The organism is Chryseobacterium sp. FG46, assembly GCF_057809135.1.
Genome location: NZ_JBMDJJ010000010.1, coordinates 1 through 20,459, shown reverse-complemented (window position 1 = coordinate 20,459; position 20,459 = coordinate 1). Strand labels below are relative to the sequence as shown.

The window sequence follows — 20,459 nt, the reverse complement described above, 5'->3', positions numbered from 1 at the left end:
ACACAATAAAAATAAAAACCCCGATAAAATGGGGTTTCGTATGATTCAATATGGAAATTTTTTCCTGCAAAAATTTATCAGAATGCCACCAATAGGACTTCTAGTGCTTTTAATTGTTATTTGAGATTTTTTCTTATAGTTTTCTATATAGACACCATAAACTGTCATGGCTCATCAGATATATTCTATCATTTTCTCCATAAGAAGAAGACTTCATCAATATCAATCGTACAAAAACACACTGATTATCAATATAATTACCATCAATCCCACAGGTTAATTCACCAATCTTCAAAAATTAATCAAAGTTTAACCTAAGAAATAGAGGAAGAATCTTAGCGAATTATTATTTTTGATAAAACATACACATTTAGAATGTCAATACACTTTAATCCCCGAGATATTACATGGCTTGCCTTTAATGAAAGAGTTTTGCAGGAAGCCATGGATGAAAAAGTTCCCTTACATTTAAGAATACGTTTCCTCGGAATTTTCTCCAACAATTTAGATGAATTTTTCAGAGTACGTGTTGCCGGATTAAAGCGTGCCATGGATTTCAAGGAAAAAGTAATTGCTGAATCGTTCTATCAGCCGCCCAGCAAAATCCTTCAGCGAATCAATGAAGTCGTAATGAGACAACAGCTGAATTTCGATAAAACCTGGAAAAAGATCCAGACCGAAATGGCTGATCATAAAGTTTCCATTAAAAATTCCAAAAATCTGACTGCCAAACAAAAAGAATTTGTCAGAGAATATTTCGATGAAGTAGTAGAAGCCAATGTGATTCCGATTCTTCTTCACGAAAATACCCCTATGCCCTATCTGAGAGACAAAAGTCTTTATCTGGGAGTAGCCATGAGAAAAAAAGACTGGCAGTATTCCAGTAATTATGCAATTATTGAAATTCCATCCCGTTTTGTAGGAAGATTCGTATTGCTGCCAACGGAAGATCCTGAAGAAAAAAATGTAATGCTGTTGGAAGATGTGATTACTTTCAATCTTCCCCATATATTCTCTTATTTCGGGTATGATGAATTTGCGGCCAATGCATTTAAAGTGACAAAAGATGCCGAGCTGGATCTGGATAATGATATCAGAACCAACTTCGCAGAAAAAATAGAAAAAGGACTTAAAAACAGAAGAAAAGGGAAACCTACCCGTTTTGTTTTTGATAAAGATATGGATAAAGCTCTCCTGGAACTCCTTATCAGAAAACTGAACCTGACTAAGAAAGACAGTATCATTCCCGGAGGAAAAATTCATAATTTCAAACATTTCATGGATTTTCCTGATGTTTTTGAAAAGTATGAAAGACCTGTAGAAAGAACTTCTTTTACTCATCAGGCTTTTGAACATGGGGAAAGGGTAACAGATGTTATTTTAAAAGAAGATGTACTCCTTACTTTTCCTTACCACAAGTACAATCCGGTGATTGATCTTCTTCGTGAAGCTGCTATGGATCCGGATGTAAAATCAATACAGATTACAGCATACCGTCTGGCAAGCAGTTCAAAAATCATCAATGCGCTGATCTACGCAGCCAGAAATGGTAAAGAAGTAACGGTAATGCTGGAACTTCAGGCAAGATTTGATGAAGAATCCAATCTGAAATGGAAAGATATGCTGGAACCTGAAGGGATTACCGTTCTTGTTGGCATTCCTAATAAAAAAGTACATGCCAAACTTTGTGTCATCAAAAAGAGAGCACACAATAAAACCATACAGTACGGCTTTGTAAGTACCGGGAACTTCAACGAAAAAACAGCCAGAATATATGGTGATCATTTGTTGTTAACAGCTGACCGCGGCATCATGGCGGATATCAATAAAGTCTTCAATGTATTGAAAAAACCGAAAGATGACTTTATTCCTATTTTGAAAACTTGTAAAAATTTATTAGTTTGCCCTCAGTTTATGCGTGAAAAGATTGTTCACCATATCGATAAGGAAATTGAAGAAGCCAAAGCAGGCCGAAGAGCAGAAATCATCGTTAAAGTAAATTCAATGAGTGACCGTGCTCTGATTGAAAAAATATATGAAGCTGCTAAGGCCGGAGTGGTGACCAGAATGATTGTAAGAGGTATCTATTGTGCCGTAAACCAAAAGGAATTCAAAGAAAAAATAAAAGCCATCAGTATTGTAGACGAATATCTGGAACATGCCAGAGTAATGTATTTTTACAATAAAGGGTCCGAAGATATGTACATTTCTTCAGCAGACTGGATGACAAGAAACCTTGATTACAGAATTGAAGCAGCGGCTAAAATTACTGACAAGAACCTTAAGAAGGAGTTAAAAGAGATTCTTGACATCCAGCTTAAAGATAACGTAAAAGCAAGGATTTTAGACAAAAAACTGAGCAATGAATACGTAAGAAATGATAAACACGAATGCCGATCACAAATAGAAACCTATAAATATTTAAAAGCTAAAACAAGCAAGAAATGAAGATAGCAGCGATAGACATAGGGAGTAATGCAGCCCGCCTTCTCATCAATGAAGTAAAGATCAATAACAGAAAGCCTGAGTTCATCAAGCTAAACCTTCTCAGAATTCCTCTGAGACTGGGAATGGATGTTTTCACCATAGGAAAGATAGGTCCCGAAAGAGAAAAAATGGTCATTGATTCCATGAAAATCTTCAGTGATCTGATGAAAATATATAAAGTAGACCATTACAGAGCATGTGCTACCAGCGCTATGCGTGATGCTGCCAACGGTAATGAAATTATCAATCTGGTGAAAGATACCTCGGGAATCAATATTGAAATTATTTCTGGTGATGAAGAAGCCACACTGATCTACGAAAATCATGTTGCAGAAGGTCTTGACAAAGAATTTGCCTATTTATACATTGACGTGGGCGGAGGTTCTACAGAATTGACCTTCTACGAAAATGGTAAAATGGTTTATGAAAAATCTTTCAACATCGGAACGATCCGCCTTCTCAACAATCTGGTTACAATGGACAACTGGAATGAAATGAAGGATGAGATCAAGAAAAATATTGTCAGTAAAAAACCAATTGTTGCCATCGGGTCAGGAGGAAACATCAACAAAGTATTCTCTATGAGTAAAACCAAAGACGGAAAACCTATGTCTTTGTCTCACCTGAAAAAGGTTTACAAAGAATTCAATGAACTTTCCGTAGAAGAAAGAATGACTAACTACAATCTTAGAGAAGACCGTGCAGACGTACTGGTACACGCACTGGGAATTTTCAACAATGTGATGTCATGGTCTGATATTAACAGAATTTTTGTTCCTAAAATCTCTGTAGCAGACGGATTGATCCATAATATTTACAGTCAGCTGCAGCATAAAAAATAATCATAAGCAATACTATTGAAAGCCAGCCGTTTTGTGCTGGCTTTTATTTTGGCATTCATTTCCCGCAATGTCATTGCGAGGAGCGAAGCGACGAAGCAATCTATACAGTCTCTTCTTTTATTAAGTTTTGGCTAAAGCCAAATGGGAAGATTTGCCATTTTTAAAGATGGGCTAAAGCCCACCCCTATTGAATTTTAACACCAAATCTTTTATCTTTTATCTTTTATCTTTTATCTTTTATCTTAATAAAATTTTTCTGAATTTTTAAAGTAAAACTCCATCCCTATCCGTCATTCCTATATCAATAGCAGAGCAATGAACCCAATCAAAATAATTCTTACAGGCGCTACCGGAATGGTAGGTGAAGGTATTTTAATGGAATGTCTTGAAAATCCAGATGTTTCTGAAATCCTGAGTGTAAGCAGAAAACCCTCTGGAAAAACACATCCGAAGCTGAAAGAATACCTTGTCTCCGACTTCTTGTCAATAGATCTTCATGATGAAAAACTGAAAGGGTATGATGCCTGTTTTTTCTGTGCAGGAATCAGCAGTATAGGTATGAATGAAGAAGACTACACCAAAATTACTTACGATACAACCCTTCATTTTGCAAAAGCTGTTTTGAACCAAAATCCTGAAATGGTGTTCAACTATGTTTCCGGGGCAAGCACAGACAGTACAGAGAGTGGAAAACTGATGTGGGCACGCGTAAAAGGCAAAACGGAGAATGATTTGAAAAGAATGAATTTCAGAGGCGCGTATAATTTCCGTCCCGGATTTATGAAACCTGTTGAGGGTCAAACCAATGTAAAATGGTTTTTTAAACCTTTTATTTGGATTTTCCCTGTATTTTTTCAGTCAAAATCATTAACTTTACAGGAGGTGGGTAGAGCAATGATCAATGTGACACAAAAAGGATACCCTACATCTACTTTAGAAATTAGAGATATAAAAATTTAGCGCTATGAGAGGCATGTTAAAAAGAATTGTTCTGGTTATTTTTGTACTGTTGCTTGTGACTGCTGTTTCAGGATATTTTTATATGCAGAAACATCCTTTGGAAGGAAATAAATCAGGAAGGATTTTAAACTTTTCCGGAAAATCAGGAAAATAATTTCATTCTAAAATGTCTCATTCGAATATCATTTTATCTTTATCGGAAATAAACCTATTTTTTAAACATTTCTTAAAATTCCATTAAAATAATTGCGAAACATAAAGTTCATTTTTGTATTCATCTAATTGAAACAAAAAATGATCAACAACTACCTATTAAAAGGGTCTGTAATTGCCACATTCTTCTTTCAGAGCAGTCTTTTCGGGCAGACACTGATTCATTACTGGAATTTTAACAATAATACTTCTGCGGCTACTGTTACCACACCCACTTCTACTATGATGAATGGTTCTCTTGCAGCTTTAGCAGGAGGTACAAGTATAATCGATTTTACCGGCGGTACCGGACAGAATTTCAGCCTGCAAAATTTAAATGCCAGAAATGGTGATGGTTCAGGTACCCACTTAAGATTCAATAATCCGATTGGAGGAGCTTTACAATTTAATCTTCCTACAACAGGTTACAATAATGTCATTATTAAGTTCACGACCAGAAGATCCGGTCAGGGAGCAGGAACACAGACATGGTCTTATTCCACAGACGGAACTACTTTTATGCAGTTTCAGACGGTGAATCCTCAGGATGCCGATCCACAATTGGTTACATTGGATTTTTCCACTATACAGGAAGCCAACAACAACCCTAACTTTAAATTAAAGGTAGAATTTTCCGCAACGGGAGGCGGAACAGGAGGAAACAATCGTTTTGACAACTTTACGGTGGACGCCACTCCTGCAGGAAATGTTGATACTACTCCACCAGCAGTCTCTTACCTGCCTGCCCATAATACCAATAATGCTTCAACGACTGTAAATCCAACACTATCTTTCAATGAAAATGTAAGATTAACTGATAATTCTGCACTCAACAATTCCAATGCACAAAACCTTATTGAATTCCGTCTTGGAAATGCTACAGGTACACAAGTTCCGTTCACTACAACTTTCAGTAACAATACCATCACTGTAATCCCAACTTCCGGACTTGTGCCAGGGCAAACTTACTATTTAGCTCTTACACCTAATATGGTAGAAGATTTTAGTGATAATGGAATTACGGCTGTTACTTCAAGTACTTTTACCACTGCCGGAACAACAATTTCTTTGGAAAAGAATTTCGTCAAAGTCAATGAAAATACCGGAAATCTTGCATTAAAAATTAATATCAACAATCCTTCGACCTCTTCGGTAAACCTTGTTGTAAAACCAACACCTTTCAGTACCGCTGACAGCAATGATTTTACACTAGCCAATCAGACAATTAACATCACTCCGTCTACAACGAGTTATACCGTTAATATCCCGATTATTGATGACACAGTGTCAGAACAGCAGGCCGAATATTTTGTTGTGAGTCTTGAAAATCCTGTTGGAGCAACTATTTCAGGAGACAATTCTGCAACCGTTTATATTGTAGACAATGATAAACCTGCTCCGGTTCCTTCCCATCAGATTCAGCTGAATTATCTCCTAAGTTTTGATCCTTCAGGGAATAATAACAGTTCTACGGAAATTGTAGTTCATGATCCGGCAACACAGCGCTTATTCACAATCAGCTCCATTACGGATGTTTTTGATATTATCGATTTCAGTAATCCGGAAATACCTTCAGTGATAAAAACAGTGAATATGGCTCCTTATGGAGGTATTACAAGTATCGCCGTGAAAAACGGAATCATTGCAGCTGCATCTCCTAATGCGGATCCTCAGCAAAATGGGTCTGTGGTCTTTTTTGACATCAATGGAAACTTTATTAAACAGGTAACTGTAGGAACTTTACCGGATATGGTGACATTCTCCCCTGACGGAACAAAAGTGGTTACCGCCAATGAAGGAGAACCTAATGATGCCTATACGATAGATCCTGAAGGCACCATTAGTATCATTGACATTTCCGGAGGTATTGGAAATCTTACCCAAAGCAATGTAACGACTCTTAATTTCAATAGTTTTGATTCTCAGCTTACATCTTTAATGGCTGGCGGATTAAGAAAAGTAAGAACGAATAATACACTTTCTCAGGATCTGGAACCGGAATATGTAACCATTAGTGCCGACAGTCAGAAAGCATGGGTTACCCTTCAGGAAAACAATGCGATTGCTGAGATTAATCTGGCAACCAAAACGATCACAGGAATCTGGGGATTGGGTAAAAAAGACATGAGCATTCCTGGAAACGGATTGGATGCTTCAGACAATAATGGTGAGGTGTTAATTGCCAACTGGCCGGTAAAAGCATATTATGTCCCGGATGCAGTACAAAATTATAAGGTAGGAAACACCAACTATATTGTAACCGCTAATGAAGGTGATGAAAAAGATCTTTCAGGATTCAGCGAGAGAACGACTGTGGGAGCTAATAATTATACTTTAGACCCTGTACTTTTCCCTAATTCAAGCATCTTAAAAGCATCTTATAATCTTGGAAGATTCAGGGTTTCCTCTGCAACAGGAAATACAGACGGAGATACAGAATTTGAAGAAATCGCAGCTTTAGGAGCTCGTTCATTCTCCATTTTCAATGCAGATACCAGGCAGATTGTTTATGATAGTGGTGATCAGTTTGAAAGATATATTGCCATGAAGCATCCATTAATTTTCAATGCGGATAATGAATCCAATGCTGTCAAAAACCGAAGCCGTGCTAAAGGTCCTGAACCGGAAGGAGTGGCATTAGGAAATATCAACGGTCATACTTATGCTTTTATTACATTAGAAAGAACAGGAGGTGTTATGGTCTATAATATTACAGATCCTAATAATCCTATTTTTACAGATTATAAGCATTCGCGTTCTACCTCAGCATACGGAGGAGATAATGGTCCAGAAGGAATCATTTACATCGCTCCTGAAAATACGACTACTCATAAAGGCTGTGTGATTATCGCCAATGAAATCAGCGGAACTTTATCCATGTATGAAGTGGCCACGCCTGCAACACTTGGAACTGGTGAAATAAAAGCTGAACAGGCGACCTTCAATGTATTTCCAAACCCTGTCAACAAAGGAAATACACTTTATTTCAACAGAAAACAGGATTATGAATTGTACGATATGTCAGGAAAATTAATCGGAAAGGAAAAGAATGCTCTAACCATAAGCACTTCCAATCTTTCTACCGGAGTTTATCTTGTAAAAACTTCGGAAGGACAGATCAAGAGAGTCATCGTAAAGTAAATATATATTATAACATGCCATTCTATTGTAAAGCTTCGGATTTTCCGGAGCTTTTTAATTTACGAATAAAAATGATTAATTTTAAACTTTTATAACCTCAATGAAAACACAATTAGAAAATATTATACAACAAGTCTGGCAAAAAGAAAAACGAAATCTTTTTACTTTTCTTACCGGTGCAGGAATCTCATCTGACAGCGGAATTCCTACCTATCGAGGAATAGATGGAATCTGGGTAAAAGGAACCCAATTTCACAAACCTGAAGAATTCGGGACTTTACATTATTTCAAACAACATCCGGAAGAAGTTTTGCAATATTCTCTTTTCAGAAAGAAAATGTTTGAAAATGCTTTTCCCAACGAAAGTCATTTTGAACTGGTAGATATTGAGGCTCAACTTCAGGACAGATTTCATTTGATTACCCAGAATATTGACAATCTTCATCGTCGTTCAGGAAGCCAAAGAATCTATGAAATTCATGGAAATAACCGGGAGATCAAATGTTCAAACGGATGTAAAGAGATCCTTAATTTACCTGTAGAAATAAATGGAAAAGACCTGGATGAAGATCTTACCGCGAAAGATAAGGAACTTTTAACCTGTCCTCATTGTGGACATTGGATGCGTCCGAATATTTTATGGTTTGATGAGTATTATGACGAAAAAACGAATAAAAAATTCAGTGCACTTAAAATTGCCAAAAACAGTGGCGTTCTTTTTATTGTTGGTACTTCCGGAGCAACGAGCCTTCCTATTGCCCTTGCCGAAACCGCTCTTAAATATGGAGCTTTTATCGTAGACATTAATACGGAAGACAATAACTTCACAGAACTGATCAAAAATAAAAAAAATACATTAATCATCCGGGAAAAATCAACCGAAGTCTTAAAGACTATTAAAGAAATTATAAAAAAACAAAATCGTAAATCTTATTTACAATGATTTAACTTTTGAAATGCCTTCACAAAGCATTTTATATCTATATTTATCCTGAACAAAAAACCAATTCACAATGAAAAATATTAAAACCGCAGGAATTCTTTGTTTCCTGCTGCTGGGAACAGCTACTGCTTTTTCACAGTCCAGAAAAGTAGAATCTACAAAAGGGGTAGAAAAAACAGAAAGCGATAAGGTTGTACATGTAGAAGGTGTGGGCCACAAGCTCAATTACACTCTCAATGGAGGCGTTGTTGAGGTAGAAGGTGGCGACAACACATTAACAGTGAAAGGAAGTGCTAAAAAAATTACGGTTTCAGGCACAGGTAATAAAGTATACATCGATAAAGTGGATAAAGTTTCCATGGAAGGCGGCGGCAATATGGTCTACTACCGAACTTCCGGAACAAAATCAGGAAAGCCTGATGTTTCTATAGAAGGGGTAGGAAACAAAGTTATAAAACAATAAAAACATTTTTTTTTGGAGTCTGAAAAATTTCATCATAAACCTGACGGGTTTTTAAAACCCGTCAGGTTTGGTAAGCTTAATGGACTCAATATGCAAATAAAAAGACAGGCTTTAAAAAAGCCTGTCTCATAAAAATATCTCAGATATATTTTACTCTACGTTGATTACCTTTTCGATTTCCGGAGCATGTTGCTTGATTGTATTTTCAACACCCAGTTTTAAGGTTGAAAAATTCAATGAACACCCGGAACAGTTACCTAAAAGTTTCACAAACACCTGATTATCTTTCACATCAATAAGCTCAATATCACCTCCGTCTTTATTCAAAAACGGTCTGATGCTTTCCAGAGCTTCCATTACTCTTGTTACGGTATCTTCGTGTGTTATGTTTGTTTCCATATTTTTTCAGTTCAATTCGGTTTTTTCAAATTTTATTGAAATTATTATTATTTTGCTTTTGGTGAGCATCCTGCCATTGTGGAAATCTTCACGGCTTCAGTAGGAGGAAGATTTTTATTTCTTTCCACTAAACTTTCTACCATTTTTCTGGCAGTTTCTGTGTAGATATCTGCAATTTTAGATCCTTCCTGAAGCGCTGCCGGTCTTCCGACGTCTCCTGCTTCTCTGATGCTCTGGATCAATGGAATCTCTCCCAATACCGGAATTCCAAGATCTTCCGCTAAATATTGTGCTCCCTGATTTCCAAAGATATAATATTTATTGTCAGGAAGTTCTTCCGGTGTAAAATACGCCATGTTTTCGATCAAACCAAGAACCGGAATGTTAATACTTTCCATCTGGAACATGGCAATTCCTTTTCTTACGTCTGCCAATGCAACATGCTGAGGTGTACTTACAATAACTGCTCCTGTTACCGGCACTTCCTGGATAATTGACAAGTGAATATCCCCTGTTCCCGGAGGAAGGTCAATTAATAAGAAATCCAGTTCTCCCCAGGCAGCATCTCTGATCATCTGGTTTAAAGCTTTTGATGCCATTGGCCCTCTCCATACTACAGCCTGATTGGCTCCTGAGAAGTATCCTATTGAAAGCATTTTAACCCCATAATTCTCGATAGGCTTCATCAGATTCTTACCATTCACTTCTACAGAAATTGGTTTTTGCCCTTCTGTATCAAACATGGTAGGCACTGAAGGACCATAGATATCGGCATCCAATAATCCTACTTTAAAGCCCATTTTAGCAAGCGTTACTGCCATATTTGCAGAAACGGTAGATTTCCCTACTCCTCCTTTACCGGAAGCAATAGCGATAATATTTTGAATTCCCGGAATTTGTTTTCCTTTGATCTGACTTTGCTGAATTTCACTAGGCTCCGGAGAAACGATTTTAAGTTTTAAATGAATGTCTTCTCCAAACTCACTGGCAAAAGCCTGTTTCATGGCAGCCTCCAGTTTTTTCTTTTCGTGCATGGCAGGCGAATGGGCAGTCATGTCGATATAAACATCGTTACCCATAATCTGAAGATTATTCACCAAATCGTCTACTTCTATTTCTTTAAGGAATTCCTGAACCTTTTCTTTCGTCAACATATAAATATAAATTGTTTACAAATTTACGGATTTTTTCGGTAATTTAGAATCAATAAAATCTATAATATCAGGTGATAAATCAGATCGTTAAAAATTTCTTATTCTGTTTTTTTATTCTGATATCACAACCAATCCCAGAAAGCAATTGATATGAAAACGACTTCCTATCCTTCCAAATACGCACAACCAAAAGGAATCTTTACCGTTGGAAAGACAAAATTCAAATGGTATGACCTTGCCAGTGATCCTTCAGAAGTTTCCCAGCAGGACATTGATAATGCACAATTGTGTATTGAAAATGCTGAAGAAAATTTTAAAAACATCGATGATCTGGGATTCGTCATCATGCATCGCTGTGGAGAAAATTATCTCCTGTTAGTCTGCACATGGCGAAGTGAAAATGAATTGTGGGAAAGTGTGTATTATGATGGTTCCGGAAAATTTGAAGTATGGGAACGAAACAAAACCCATCTTCCGACTTACTGTGTCTGGGAAATGGGCATTGTATATCATGAATCTCAGTCCTGGAAAAAATATCTGGGCTCCGAAAGAGAAGACAAAGATAAAGAGACGTATCTCAATCATTTTTTTGAAGGAGAAGTGTAATTTTAATTGGCTCTGTCTTCTTATGAATTAGATCGTTTTTAACAGGACAAGCTGTAATTATCTTTTATTGCATCACTTTTGCTGTTTTTCAATATCTTCGTCTGATAAAATCAGAACATGAAAAAAGGCCTTATTGCATTTTCTCTATTTATTACCCAAATTATTTCTGCACAGAATTACTCCCAATATGCTAATCCGTTTATCGGAACCGGAGGCCATGGCCATACTTTTCCGGGTGCGATTGTTCCTTTCGGAATGGTGCAGCTTTCTCCAGATACAAGAATAGACGGCAGCTGGGACGGATGCAGCGGATATCATTATTCGGATTCTGTGATCTATGGTTTTTCTCATACCCATCTGAACGGGACAGGAGTTTCAGATTACGGTGATATTATGCTAATGCCCACCATGGGAAATCCAAGCCTCAGCAGCAAAGATTATTCGTCAAAATTTTCGCATAAAAACGAAAAAGCGACAGCGGGATTTTATGCTGTCAAGTTAGATAAGAACAATATTGATGTTCGTCTTACAACAACAAAAAGAGTCGGTTATCATGAATATACCTTTAACAATGCAGGAAATGCCAATATCATTTTAGACCTCAACCATAGAGATAAGCTTCTGGAGGGTGAAGTAAAGATTATTGATGATAAAACGATTGAGATTTTCAGAAGAAGCGAAGCATGGGCCACCAACCAGTATATTTATGCCAGAATTGAGTTTTCAAAACCTATGAAAATTTCAAAAAAAGAGGCTAACGGAAAACAGGAAGACAATCTTTTTACTGGCACAAAGCTTGCTCTGGCATTTTCAGCCACCGTTAAAAAAGGAGAAAAAATCAATGTCAAAGTCTCTGTTTCTCCTACAGGCTATGAAGGTGCAGAAAAGAATATGCTGGCAGAAGGACAATCGAAAGATTTCGATGCTGTAAAAAAACAGGCACAATCTGACTGGGACAAAGAACTTTCAAAAATTGAGGTAAAATCTGATGATAAAAACAAATTAGCTGTTTTTTACACTGCTCTTTATCACGTTTTCACACAACCCAACATCAATATGGATGTTGATGGAAAATACCGAGGCAGGGATAACAAGCTTTATACCGCCAATGGTTTTGATTATTACACCGTATTTTCGCTTTGGGATACCTTCAGAGGTGCTCATCCGCTGATGACTTTAATCGAGAGAAAAAGAACTGCTGATTTTATCAATACCTTCATCAAACAATACGAACAGGGAGGAAAACTTCCGGTATGGGAGCTGGCTTCCAATGAAACGGAATGTATGATTGGCTATCACTCTGTTTCTGTGATTGCAGATGCTATGGCGAAAGGAATTCAGGGGTTTGATTATGAAAAAGCGTTTCAGGCTGCCAAAGGGTCGGCAATGCAGGATATTTTTGGATTGAATGCTTATAAACAGAATAATTACATCAGCATAGATGATGAGCATGAAAGTGTTTCCAAAACCGTAGAATATGCTTATGATGACTGGTGTATTGCTCAGATGGCAAAAATTTTAGCCAAGAAAGAAGAGTATCAGTATTTCATGCAACGTTCTCAGAACTGGAAAAACCTGTACAATCCAAAAACAGGTTTTATGCAGCCAAGAAAAAACGGAAACTGGTATGAACCTTTTGATCCGAGAGAAGTCAACAACAATTATACGGAAGGGAATTCGTGGCATTATTCTTATTCTGTACAGCAGGATATTCCCGGGCTTATTGCAGCTCATGGAGGGAAAGAAAAGTTCGAACAGTTCATTGATGCCATATTTACTGCTCCTGATAAAACAACAGGTAGAGAACAGGTAGACATTACAGGATTAATGGGACAGTATGCCCAGGGAAATGAACCAAGCCATCATATTGCCTATCTGTACAATTTTGTAGATAAGCCTGAAAAAACAGATGCCAAAATTAAATACATTCTTGATCATTTTTATAAAAATACACCTGACGGCCTCATCGGAAATGAAGACTGCGGCCAGATGAGCGCCTGGTATGTTTTAAGCTCCATGGGAATTTATTCTGTAACCCCGGGATTACCGGAATGGGAAACCACAACGCCCTATTTTGACGAAATTAAAATTCATCTTGAAGACGGCACTACAAGAACGGTTACAAAAACTACAGGCAGAGCTGAACTCAAAAAATTAGGATTCGAAAATATAAAACCTGCTAAAGATTTTAAATATGCTGAACAAACCGCTTCACCAGTAATTGCTGCAGACAGAATTTTTGATTTTTCTACCAAAGTTGAAATTACTCCATTGAACCCAAATGACAAGATATATTATATGACAATGGATGACAGTGACAGCAATAAAAGAAAGACGTTCTCTACTTATAAAGGACCATTCTCCATCACTAAAACCACTCAGGTAATGGCTTACGCTGAAAGAAACGGCGAAAAAAGTTCTGTAACCACAGCTCATTTCAACAGAAGACCTAATTATTGGGATATTAATATCCTGTCAAAAGTAACTCCACAGTACAGCGCTACCGGAAACCTTGCTCTTATCGACGGAATCAGAGGAGATATTAACTGGAGAAAGGGTGAATGGCATGGTTATCAGGGCCAAAATTTTGAAGCTATTATTGATCTTAAATCCCCTCAGAACATAAAATCATTATCTTCCACTTACCTTCAGGACAGCAGAGCCTGGATTCTGATTCCTAAAAAAGTAGAATATTATGCCTCCATGAACGGAAAAGATTTTGTCCTTCTGAAAACCGTCGACAACGATGTTGATCCTAAGGACGAAAAAGTACAGGTCAAAAACTTTTCTACAGAAATTCTTCCTACCGAAGCCCGATACGTTAAAGTAAAAGCGTACTATTTCGGAAAACTTCCGGAATGGCACCAGGGAGCAGGTGGTGATGCTTATATTTTTATTGATGAGATTGGTATAAAGTAAGGAAGATGGAAGAGTGAAGATGGAAGTTTCTATTTGACAAATTACTTCCTAAAGTCCATTTGTAAGAGAATTTGATTTTCAAAAATTTAATAAATAGATTAATATTAGTACTTAGTCTTTCAGAAACCTCCTTCTTCCAGCATCCATCTTCCGGCAATAAAAATCGCCCTTCGAAAACTCGAAGGGCGATTTTTTATCCATTCATTCTTTCAGACCATTGCAGGACTTCCGGAAGTTCGATATCAGAAAATTCGATGTGGATGACTCTTCTTTTCTTTCCGTTGGTGGTTCGGTTGGAACCGTGAAGCGTTAAAGGTTTCATCAGCATAATTCCACCTTTTTCTACGTTGCAGATTTCTTCCGTTTCTACGGACCAGTCAATGGTTTCAGGTCTGTAAATACCTTTTGCATGAGATTTTGGAACTACTTTCAGCGCTCCGTTATTTTCATCGGTATCATCCAGATGAATTCTGATGGTGTAGATATTTTCCAGAATATTCAGTGGAGGCTGTACCGCGAACTGATTTTGTTTGGTAGTCCACGGTCCGAAATTTTCCAATTCCAGCTTTTTATCTACAGAAATTGTCAGATCCTGATGATAGGCCACATACCAGTTGGAAGTTTCGGGCTTATCAAAATAAATACTTTTGACCACAAAATATTTCTCTCCGAAAATTTCCTTGATTATTTTCTGAATATTTCCATTAAAAATGAGGTCTTTGATTTCCGGAACTTCTTTTAAAAACTGTCTTATGGCGAAAAGATCTTCAGACTTTCTAAAGTTTTCTTTGGAAGTGTCTATATTGTGCAGAACATGGTTGATGTCTCCTAACTCTTTCTGCGAAAACACATTATTGATAACAGCAAAGCCATATTCTTCAATATGGCTTTTATGATTTTCTAAGTTTTTTAAACTCATTGATATTTAAATTTTGTCTAATGGTTCTGTTAATTGTCCTTCCCATTTTGAAACGGCTGTAGTTGCCAGTGTATTTCCTAATACGTTGGTCATACTTCTACCCATATCACAGAAATGGTCAATTGGCAAAATTAAAGCAATACCTTCCGGCGGAATCCCGAACATTGAACAGGTTGCCACGATAATCACCAGAGAAGCTCTCGGAACTCCTGCAATTCCTTTTGAAGTGAGCATCAATACCAAAAGCATGGTGATCTGCTGTCCAAGAGTCATTTCAATTCCATAAATCTGGGCAATAAAGATTGAAGCAAATGTCATATACATCATACTTCCATCCAGATTGAACGAATATCCTAAAGGTAATATAAAAGATACCACTCTGCTGTTACATCCAAATTTTTCAAGTTCTTCAACTAATTTCGGAAATACTGCTTCCGAGCTCGTGGTAGAGAAAGCAATCAATAATGGCTCTTTAATTCTTTTTAAAAGGTCAAAAAGACGGTTTCCTAAGATAAAATATCCTACCAATAAAAGCACCAGCCAAAGAACAGCTATAGCAAAGAAGAAGTCTCTTAAATAAATAGCATATACTTTAAAGATTTCAAAACCATTGGTGGCCACTACGGCTGCAATAGCTCCCAATACTCCAAGCGGCGCAAACCACATGATGTATCCTACCATTTTAAGAATAGCATGAGCAATAATATCAAAAAGTTTTACAACAGGTTTAGCATATTCTTCTCCTAAATTAGCCAGTGCAACACCGAACATTACCGCAAATACAACAATCTGCAATACTTCATTGGTAGCAAAAGCTTCAAATAAACTTTTAGGAATCATGTGCTTTACGAAGTCTTCCATGGAAAAACTTTTGCTGCTTTTAAGAAGCTCATCAGCAGAAGCAACATCCTGAATTGGCAATTTTGTAACATGCCCAGGTTCAAGCCAATTAACAAGGATCAACCCAATGAAAAGGGAAATCAGAGAAGCTGAAATAAACCAAAGCATGGCTTTTGTACCTACTCTTCCGATCATTTTGATATCACTCATTTTGGCAATCCCCACTACTAATGTTGTAAAAACCAATGGAGCAATAATCATCTGTACCAATCTGATAAAAACTGTTCCCAACAGTTTTATATTTTTAGAAAATGGTTCTGCACTATCCGGATAGCTTACATGTACAATACCTCCAATTCCTACACCCAGAAGAAGTGCTATGATAATTGCTATAAAAAGTTTATTCTGTCCTTTCATATATATAGTTCAATTTGCGCAAATATAATGGTTTTTCAATTGGCAGAAGATTTTCTTCTACAGAGATGATTTTTCCATTAAGTTTTTAATCTCAAAAAATTAATTCCCTGGTTTAGAAAATATTGTAAAAAAATTAAGAAACATTTATTGAATTTTTATTCTTTTGGTACAAATTTTATTATTACATTTGAGTGTATAACAACATTAATAAATATACAATATGAAAAAAACTATTGCAATGGCTGCATTAGCTGTAGCTGTATCTTTCGGTGCTATTTCTTGTAAAAAGAAAGTTTCTGATGCCGACCTTCAGACTCAGGCTACAACTATAGTAACTTCTAATCCCAATGCTTCTGTGGAAGTAAAAGAAGGTGTAGCTCACTTAAGCGGTACTTTTGCAGATCAACAGTCGAAAGATGCGATGATTGCAAAACTAAAAGCAATTAGCGGAGTAAAAGACGTAATGGATATGTCTACTATAGCAGCTGCCCCTGCTCCTGCCCCAGTGGAAACTACGTCTGCTGTAGATCCTGCTGTTCAGAAAAAAGTTCAGGATGCAGTGAAAGATTTCCCTTCTGTAAAAGTAGAAGTTGTAAACGGACAGCTTACTCTTACAGGAAATGTTTCCGGCTTACAGGCTAGAAAAATCAAAGAATCCGTAGATGCTTTGAAAATCGGAAAGTATAACAACAACCTAATCGTAAAATAATTTAAGATGAGCGAATTACAAGATAAATATTCAAGCGTAGTTTCAGCGGCACAGTCTGCAGGGATTTCCAATCTTCAGGTTCAGGAGCAGGACGGAATTCTTTACGTTTCCGGAAATGCTTCCAACACTGCGGCTAAAGATGCAGTATGGAATGCTTTAGGAGCTATTGATTCTACTTATTCTGCATCAGATATCAATATTGACGTACAGGTTGCAGGTCTTGCTTCAGGTGCTTCTTTAACAGTGGCTACTGAAGAGTCTAATCTTAACATCAGACAGGAACCTTCTACTGAAGCTGCCGTTGTAGGTAAAGCTGCCAAAGGTTCTTCTGTGACTCTTATTGAGCAAACTTCTGATGACTGGTGGAAAGTGAAAAATGCTGACGGCCAGGAAGGATATGCTTACTCAAGATATTTAAGAGCATAATTTTTATTAAAAAATAATAAATTTTCACAAAAAAAGCATAGAAACATCCCAACTTTGGGATGTTTTTATATTTTTACGGCTCTGAAAAAAAAACTAATGAAGAAAACTCTGTTGCTATTGACTTTGATGTTCACAGTCATTATTCTGCACGCCCAAAAACTACACATTGACGGAAAAATATCAGATTCTGAAAAGAAAGTGATAGAAAATGCCACCGTCTATCTTTTGAAAGAAAAAGATTCATCCATTATCAATTATACGGCAACCAATAGGGAAGGGAAATTCTCGCTGAAGATTGATGATATGAAAGAACCTTCCATTCTTAAAATTGATGCTGATAAATTAACTTCCTATTCAAAAAAATTTGAGAAAATAGATCAGTCATTATCTCTTGGAGATATTCAGCTTGAGAAACAAGGTATTGTGAATACAATTGATGAAGTAAAAATCACCGTTTCTCCGGTAAAAATCAAAAAAGATACTATTGAATTCAATGCTTCAGCGATCAAAGTACGCCCTGACAGTAAAATTGAGGAACTTCTGAAGCAGATCCCCGGTGTGGAAATCAGCAATGAGGGAAAGATTACCGTGAATGGCAAAGAAGTAGACCAGATCATGATCAATGGAAAGCCTTTCTTTGATAAAGACGGTAAAATTGCCCTTCAGAATTTACCCGCAGATATCATCAAGAATATTCAGTTTACCACAACCAAAACAAAGGAGGAAGAACTCAGCGGAAAAGCAGCCAAATCTCAGAATACCACCATCAACTTTAATATTGATGAGAAGAAAAATAAAGGTTTACTGACAAGACTTACGGTCGGTTATGGATCAGATAAGCGGTATGAAGCAAGCGGACTTGCGAGTTATTTTAAAGGGGATACGAAAATAAGTCTATTGGCTTCTTCCAATAACATCAATTCTCAGGGATTTTCCAGAGATGAGGTTTTTGACAGCATGGGAAATGGCCGGAATGCCTGGATGATGCAGGGAGGATCTGTCTCAACGGTAGGAAATGTGACTTACTATAACCAGGGAGGTGGTACGAAAGGAATTCAAAGGTCTACAACAATTGGGTTAAATTACAGTGACAAGCTGGGAAAAGATGCCGATCTGGATTCCTTCAGCCTGATGCATTCCGATTCCAATACAGAAACAAGATCTAAAGTTTCAAGATCTACCCTTCTCCCTACTTATACGCTTCAGACCAATTCTGAAAGTAATGGAGAAAATGAATCCAAACAATACAGCTTTGATACTTCGGCTAAAATCAAGCTGGATTCCATGACAAGTATCTATCTTTCTCCAAGATTTACGAAAAACAGCAGTTTTAATTTTAATAATTCACGTTCATCTACTTTAAATAATGGCAAACTTGTGAATGAAAGTAATGCTTATTCAACTAATGATTCGGAAAGCAATTCATTCAATCCATACATCTATTTTTCTAAAAAATTTAAGAAAAAAGGCCGTTCGGTTTCAGCCAATATGAACAGCTCCATATCAGAATCCAGAAGGGATAACCTGAACCAGTCCCAAAACACTTTCTACCAACCTAGTGGAACAACAACAGACAACAGGGATCAATTAGCCAAAAATAAAAATCAGAACAGCAGTTTCAATTTCAGTGCAGGATATACGGAACCTGTTTCCGATTCTTCCAGTGTAAGTTTTGAAGTAAAATACGAAACAAGATCTTCCAGAGATTTGAGAAATGTAAATGATTTTGATACTACAACCGGAGATTACACCAAATTTAATCAGCTTTTATCCAACAATATGAAGCAAAAAATTAATCAGATCTCTCCTGAGTTCACTTATCAACTCAGCAAAAAGAAACTGAATTTCTGGGCTTCCATGAACCTTGATATTTCAGATATGAAAGTAAATTCTATCTATAACGGACAGCAATATGATCTGCAGAAAAATTTTGTACTGCCCCAATATAATATCAATCTTTACTACCAGCTGACTGAAGGAAAAACCCTAAGCTTTTACAACTATTCCAACTTCACCATTCCGACAGCAGAACAACTGACTCCTTATAAAGATGAATCCAATCCTTTAATTACCTATCAGGGAAATCCGAATTTGAAAAATACCTGGACCAACAATCTTTATCTGTATTTCAATAATTATAATAAAGTAAAAGATCTCAGCTACTATTTCAACGTTGGTTTTACATACAGAAATAATGACATCATCAATTTTTCTACCTATGATAATGCAGGAAAACAGGTGATCACTTACGACAACGTAAGCGGAAATAAAAGCATCAATGCCGGCGGAGGTTTCAGTAAAGTATTGAAATGGAAGAATAATAAACTTATTATCAATCCAAGATTCAATATGAACTATACTTATAATAACGGTTTTATTGATGGACAATCTTTCACCAGCAATTCTTATAATCTAAACCCAGGTCTTAATCTTACCTATGAAATTAAAGATAAAATGACGATTAAGCCCTCTTACAGACTTGGATACAATTTTTCAAATTATACCAATTACAATATAACGAATGTAAATACAGCCAATCAATCCTTAAAACTGGAACTGACGAATTATATGCTGCAGGGCAGATTTGTATTTGGAAATGATTTTGAATACAATACCAACTCCAATATTGCTCCGGGCTTCAAAAGGGATTTCTACTTCTGGAATACCAGCCTTGGATATTCATTCTATAAAAAACAGTTTACGGCAAAGGTAAAAATCTACGATGTCTTGAATCAAAATCAAAGCGTGAGAAGAACCATTACCGATTCTTATTTTGAAGACCGTGAAGACCTCATCCTGAAAAGATACATCATGTTCTCCATCAGCATGAAACTGAATAAGTTTGCAGGAAAAAAGATGCAGTAAAGCGACACTATACTTTTATATATATTTTTGATAATGGCCGGATCTTTCCGGCTATTTCTATGAATAAACAAAATTGAACCCTGAATACAATCACCACTGAAGATGTAAAATTCCCCTCCTCCGGACTATCGTGTGGACACAATTATTTCTAGTTTTATACATTTATTGTTATTTAGT

The 20,459-nt window shown here is 36.7% G+C and carries 16 protein-coding genes; 12 read left to right on the top strand and 4 right to left on the bottom strand.

The genetic code is table 11. The annotated features are described in order from the left end of the window. The first annotated feature begins 375 nt into the window (after nucleotides 1-375). From ppk1 to ACODR7_RS09330, 7 genes are all read left to right on the top strand, one after another. Complete coding sequence (ppk1, locus tag ACODR7_RS09360) at nucleotides 376-2,448, top strand: polyphosphate kinase 1 (RefSeq protein WP_488838778.1); 2,073 nt, start codon at nucleotides 376-378, stop codon at nucleotides 2,446-2,448. Next, on the top strand, nucleotides 2,445-3,329 hold the full coding sequence (locus ACODR7_RS09355) for a Ppx/GppA phosphatase family protein (RefSeq protein ID WP_488838777.1): 885 nt from the start codon (nucleotides 2,445-2,447) through the stop codon (nucleotides 3,327-3,329). Before ppk1 ends, ACODR7_RS09355 begins: the two co-directional genes overlap by 4 nt. A 315-nt stretch (nucleotides 3,330-3,644) precedes the next feature. Then, nucleotides 3,645-4,289: an NAD-dependent epimerase/dehydratase family protein gene (locus tag ACODR7_RS09350; RefSeq protein WP_488838776.1), complete on the top strand. Its 645-nt coding sequence runs from the start codon at nucleotides 3,645-3,647 to the stop codon at nucleotides 4,287-4,289. A 4-nt stretch (nucleotides 4,290-4,293) separates the two neighbouring features. After that, the gene (locus ACODR7_RS09345; RefSeq protein WP_168802047.1) at nucleotides 4,294-4,443 is read left to right on the top strand and encodes a hypothetical protein; all 150 of its coding nucleotides are present in this window, start codon (nucleotides 4,294-4,296) and stop codon (nucleotides 4,441-4,443) included. 140 nt (nucleotides 4,444-4,583) lie between these two features. Then, nucleotides 4,584-7,622, top strand: coding sequence for a choice-of-anchor I family protein (locus ACODR7_RS09340; RefSeq protein ID WP_488838775.1), 3,039 nt, complete (start codon nucleotides 4,584-4,586; stop codon nucleotides 7,620-7,622). 100 nt (nucleotides 7,623-7,722) lie between these two features. Next, nucleotides 7,723-8,565 (top strand): SIR2 family NAD-dependent protein deacylase, encoded by an 843-nt coding sequence (locus tag ACODR7_RS09335; protein WP_488838774.1) that lies wholly within the window; start codon nucleotides 7,723-7,725, stop codon nucleotides 8,563-8,565. A gap of 70 nt (nucleotides 8,566-8,635) precedes the next feature. Beyond that, the gene (locus ACODR7_RS09330) at nucleotides 8,636-9,028 is read left to right on the top strand and encodes a DUF3060 domain-containing protein (protein WP_488838773.1); all 393 of its coding nucleotides are present in this window, start codon (nucleotides 8,636-8,638) and stop codon (nucleotides 9,026-9,028) included. A 150-nt stretch (nucleotides 9,029-9,178) separates the two neighbouring features. Here ACODR7_RS09330 and ACODR7_RS09325 read toward each other — a convergent pair whose 3' ends face one another. Continuing rightward, nucleotides 9,179-9,427, bottom strand: coding sequence for a NifU family protein (locus ACODR7_RS09325; RefSeq protein WP_002977212.1), 249 nt, complete (start codon nucleotides 9,425-9,427; stop codon nucleotides 9,179-9,181). A gap of 47 nt (nucleotides 9,428-9,474) precedes the next feature. Then, nucleotides 9,475-10,581, bottom strand: a complete 1,107-nt coding sequence (locus tag ACODR7_RS09320) for an Mrp/NBP35 family ATP-binding protein (protein WP_062674106.1) — start codon at nucleotides 10,579-10,581, stop codon at nucleotides 9,475-9,477. 150 nt (nucleotides 10,582-10,731) lie between these two features. On the opposite strand from ACODR7_RS09320, the gene ACODR7_RS09315 reads away from it, so the two are divergent. Further along, a complete protein-coding gene (locus tag ACODR7_RS09315; protein ID WP_488838772.1) occupies nucleotides 10,732-11,187 on the top strand; it encodes a hypothetical protein in 456 nt (151 codons plus the stop codon). A 117-nt stretch (nucleotides 11,188-11,304) separates the two neighbouring features. Further along, nucleotides 11,305-14,106, top strand: a complete 2,802-nt coding sequence (locus tag ACODR7_RS09310) for a GH92 family glycosyl hydrolase (protein ID WP_488838771.1) — start codon at nucleotides 11,305-11,307, stop codon at nucleotides 14,104-14,106. A gap of 193 nt (nucleotides 14,107-14,299) precedes the next feature. Here the strand turns inward: ACODR7_RS09310 and ACODR7_RS09305 are convergent, their stop codons facing one another. Next, nucleotides 14,300-15,025, bottom strand: a complete 726-nt coding sequence (locus tag ACODR7_RS09305) for a phytanoyl-CoA dioxygenase family protein (RefSeq protein WP_488838770.1) — start codon at nucleotides 15,023-15,025, stop codon at nucleotides 14,300-14,302. A 6-nt stretch (nucleotides 15,026-15,031) separates the two neighbouring features. Continuing rightward, nucleotides 15,032-16,282: a dicarboxylate/amino acid:cation symporter gene (locus ACODR7_RS09300; RefSeq protein ID WP_110367164.1), complete on the bottom strand. Its 1,251-nt coding sequence runs from the start codon at nucleotides 16,280-16,282 to the stop codon at nucleotides 15,032-15,034. 220 nt (nucleotides 16,283-16,502) lie between these two features. On the opposite strand from ACODR7_RS09300, the gene ACODR7_RS09295 reads away from it, so the two are divergent. From ACODR7_RS09295 to ACODR7_RS09285, 3 genes are all read left to right on the top strand, one after another. Beyond that, nucleotides 16,503-16,991: a BON domain-containing protein gene (locus ACODR7_RS09295; protein WP_047434427.1), complete on the top strand. Its 489-nt coding sequence runs from the start codon at nucleotides 16,503-16,505 to the stop codon at nucleotides 16,989-16,991. 6 nt (nucleotides 16,992-16,997) lie between these two features. Beyond that, the gene (locus ACODR7_RS09290) at nucleotides 16,998-17,417 is read left to right on the top strand and encodes an SH3 domain-containing protein (protein WP_076596553.1); all 420 of its coding nucleotides are present in this window, start codon (nucleotides 16,998-17,000) and stop codon (nucleotides 17,415-17,417) included. Between the two features lie 96 nt (nucleotides 17,418-17,513). Then, on the top strand, nucleotides 17,514-20,282 hold the full coding sequence (locus ACODR7_RS09285; RefSeq protein WP_488838769.1) for an outer membrane beta-barrel protein: 2,769 nt from the start codon (nucleotides 17,514-17,516) through the stop codon (nucleotides 20,280-20,282). Nucleotides 20,283-20,459: the final 177 nt, after the last annotated feature.

What these genes read in the sequence shown, in the direction of transcription:
- ppk1 (WP_488838778.1), top strand. Translation starts at nt 376, where the DNA reads ATGTCAATACACTTTAATCCCCGAGATATTACATGGCTTGCCTTTAAT.
- ACODR7_RS09355 (WP_488838777.1), top strand. Translation starts at nt 2,445, where the DNA reads ATGAAGATAGCAGCGATAGACATAGGGAGTAATGCAGCCCGCCTTCTC.
- ACODR7_RS09350 (WP_488838776.1), top strand. Translation starts at nt 3,645, where the DNA reads ATGAACCCAATCAAAATAATTCTTACAGGCGCTACCGGAATGGTAGGT.
- ACODR7_RS09345 (WP_168802047.1), top strand. Translation starts at nt 4,294, where the DNA reads ATGAGAGGCATGTTAAAAAGAATTGTTCTGGTTATTTTTGTACTGTTG.
- ACODR7_RS09340 (WP_488838775.1), top strand. Translation starts at nt 4,584, where the DNA reads ATGATCAACAACTACCTATTAAAAGGGTCTGTAATTGCCACATTCTTC.
- ACODR7_RS09335 (WP_488838774.1), top strand. Translation starts at nt 7,723, where the DNA reads ATGAAAACACAATTAGAAAATATTATACAACAAGTCTGGCAAAAAGAA.
- ACODR7_RS09330 (WP_488838773.1), top strand. Translation starts at nt 8,636, where the DNA reads ATGAAAAATATTAAAACCGCAGGAATTCTTTGTTTCCTGCTGCTGGGA.
- ACODR7_RS09325 (WP_002977212.1), bottom strand. Translation starts at nt 9,427, where the DNA reads ATGGAAACAAACATAACACACGAAGATACCGTAACAAGAGTAATGGAA.
- ACODR7_RS09320 (WP_062674106.1), bottom strand. Translation starts at nt 10,581, where the DNA reads ATGTTGACGAAAGAAAAGGTTCAGGAATTCCTTAAAGAAATAGAAGTA.
- ACODR7_RS09315 (WP_488838772.1), top strand. Translation starts at nt 10,732, where the DNA reads ATGAAAACGACTTCCTATCCTTCCAAATACGCACAACCAAAAGGAATC.
- ACODR7_RS09310 (WP_488838771.1), top strand. Translation starts at nt 11,305, where the DNA reads ATGAAAAAAGGCCTTATTGCATTTTCTCTATTTATTACCCAAATTATT.
- ACODR7_RS09305 (WP_488838770.1), bottom strand. Translation starts at nt 15,025, where the DNA reads ATGAGTTTAAAAAACTTAGAAAATCATAAAAGCCATATTGAAGAATAT.
- ACODR7_RS09300 (WP_110367164.1), bottom strand. Translation starts at nt 16,282, where the DNA reads ATGAAAGGACAGAATAAACTTTTTATAGCAATTATCATAGCACTTCTT.
- ACODR7_RS09295 (WP_047434427.1), top strand. Translation starts at nt 16,503, where the DNA reads ATGAAAAAAACTATTGCAATGGCTGCATTAGCTGTAGCTGTATCTTTC.
- ACODR7_RS09290 (WP_076596553.1), top strand. Translation starts at nt 16,998, where the DNA reads ATGAGCGAATTACAAGATAAATATTCAAGCGTAGTTTCAGCGGCACAG.
- ACODR7_RS09285 (WP_488838769.1), top strand. Translation starts at nt 17,514, where the DNA reads ATGAAGAAAACTCTGTTGCTATTGACTTTGATGTTCACAGTCATTATT.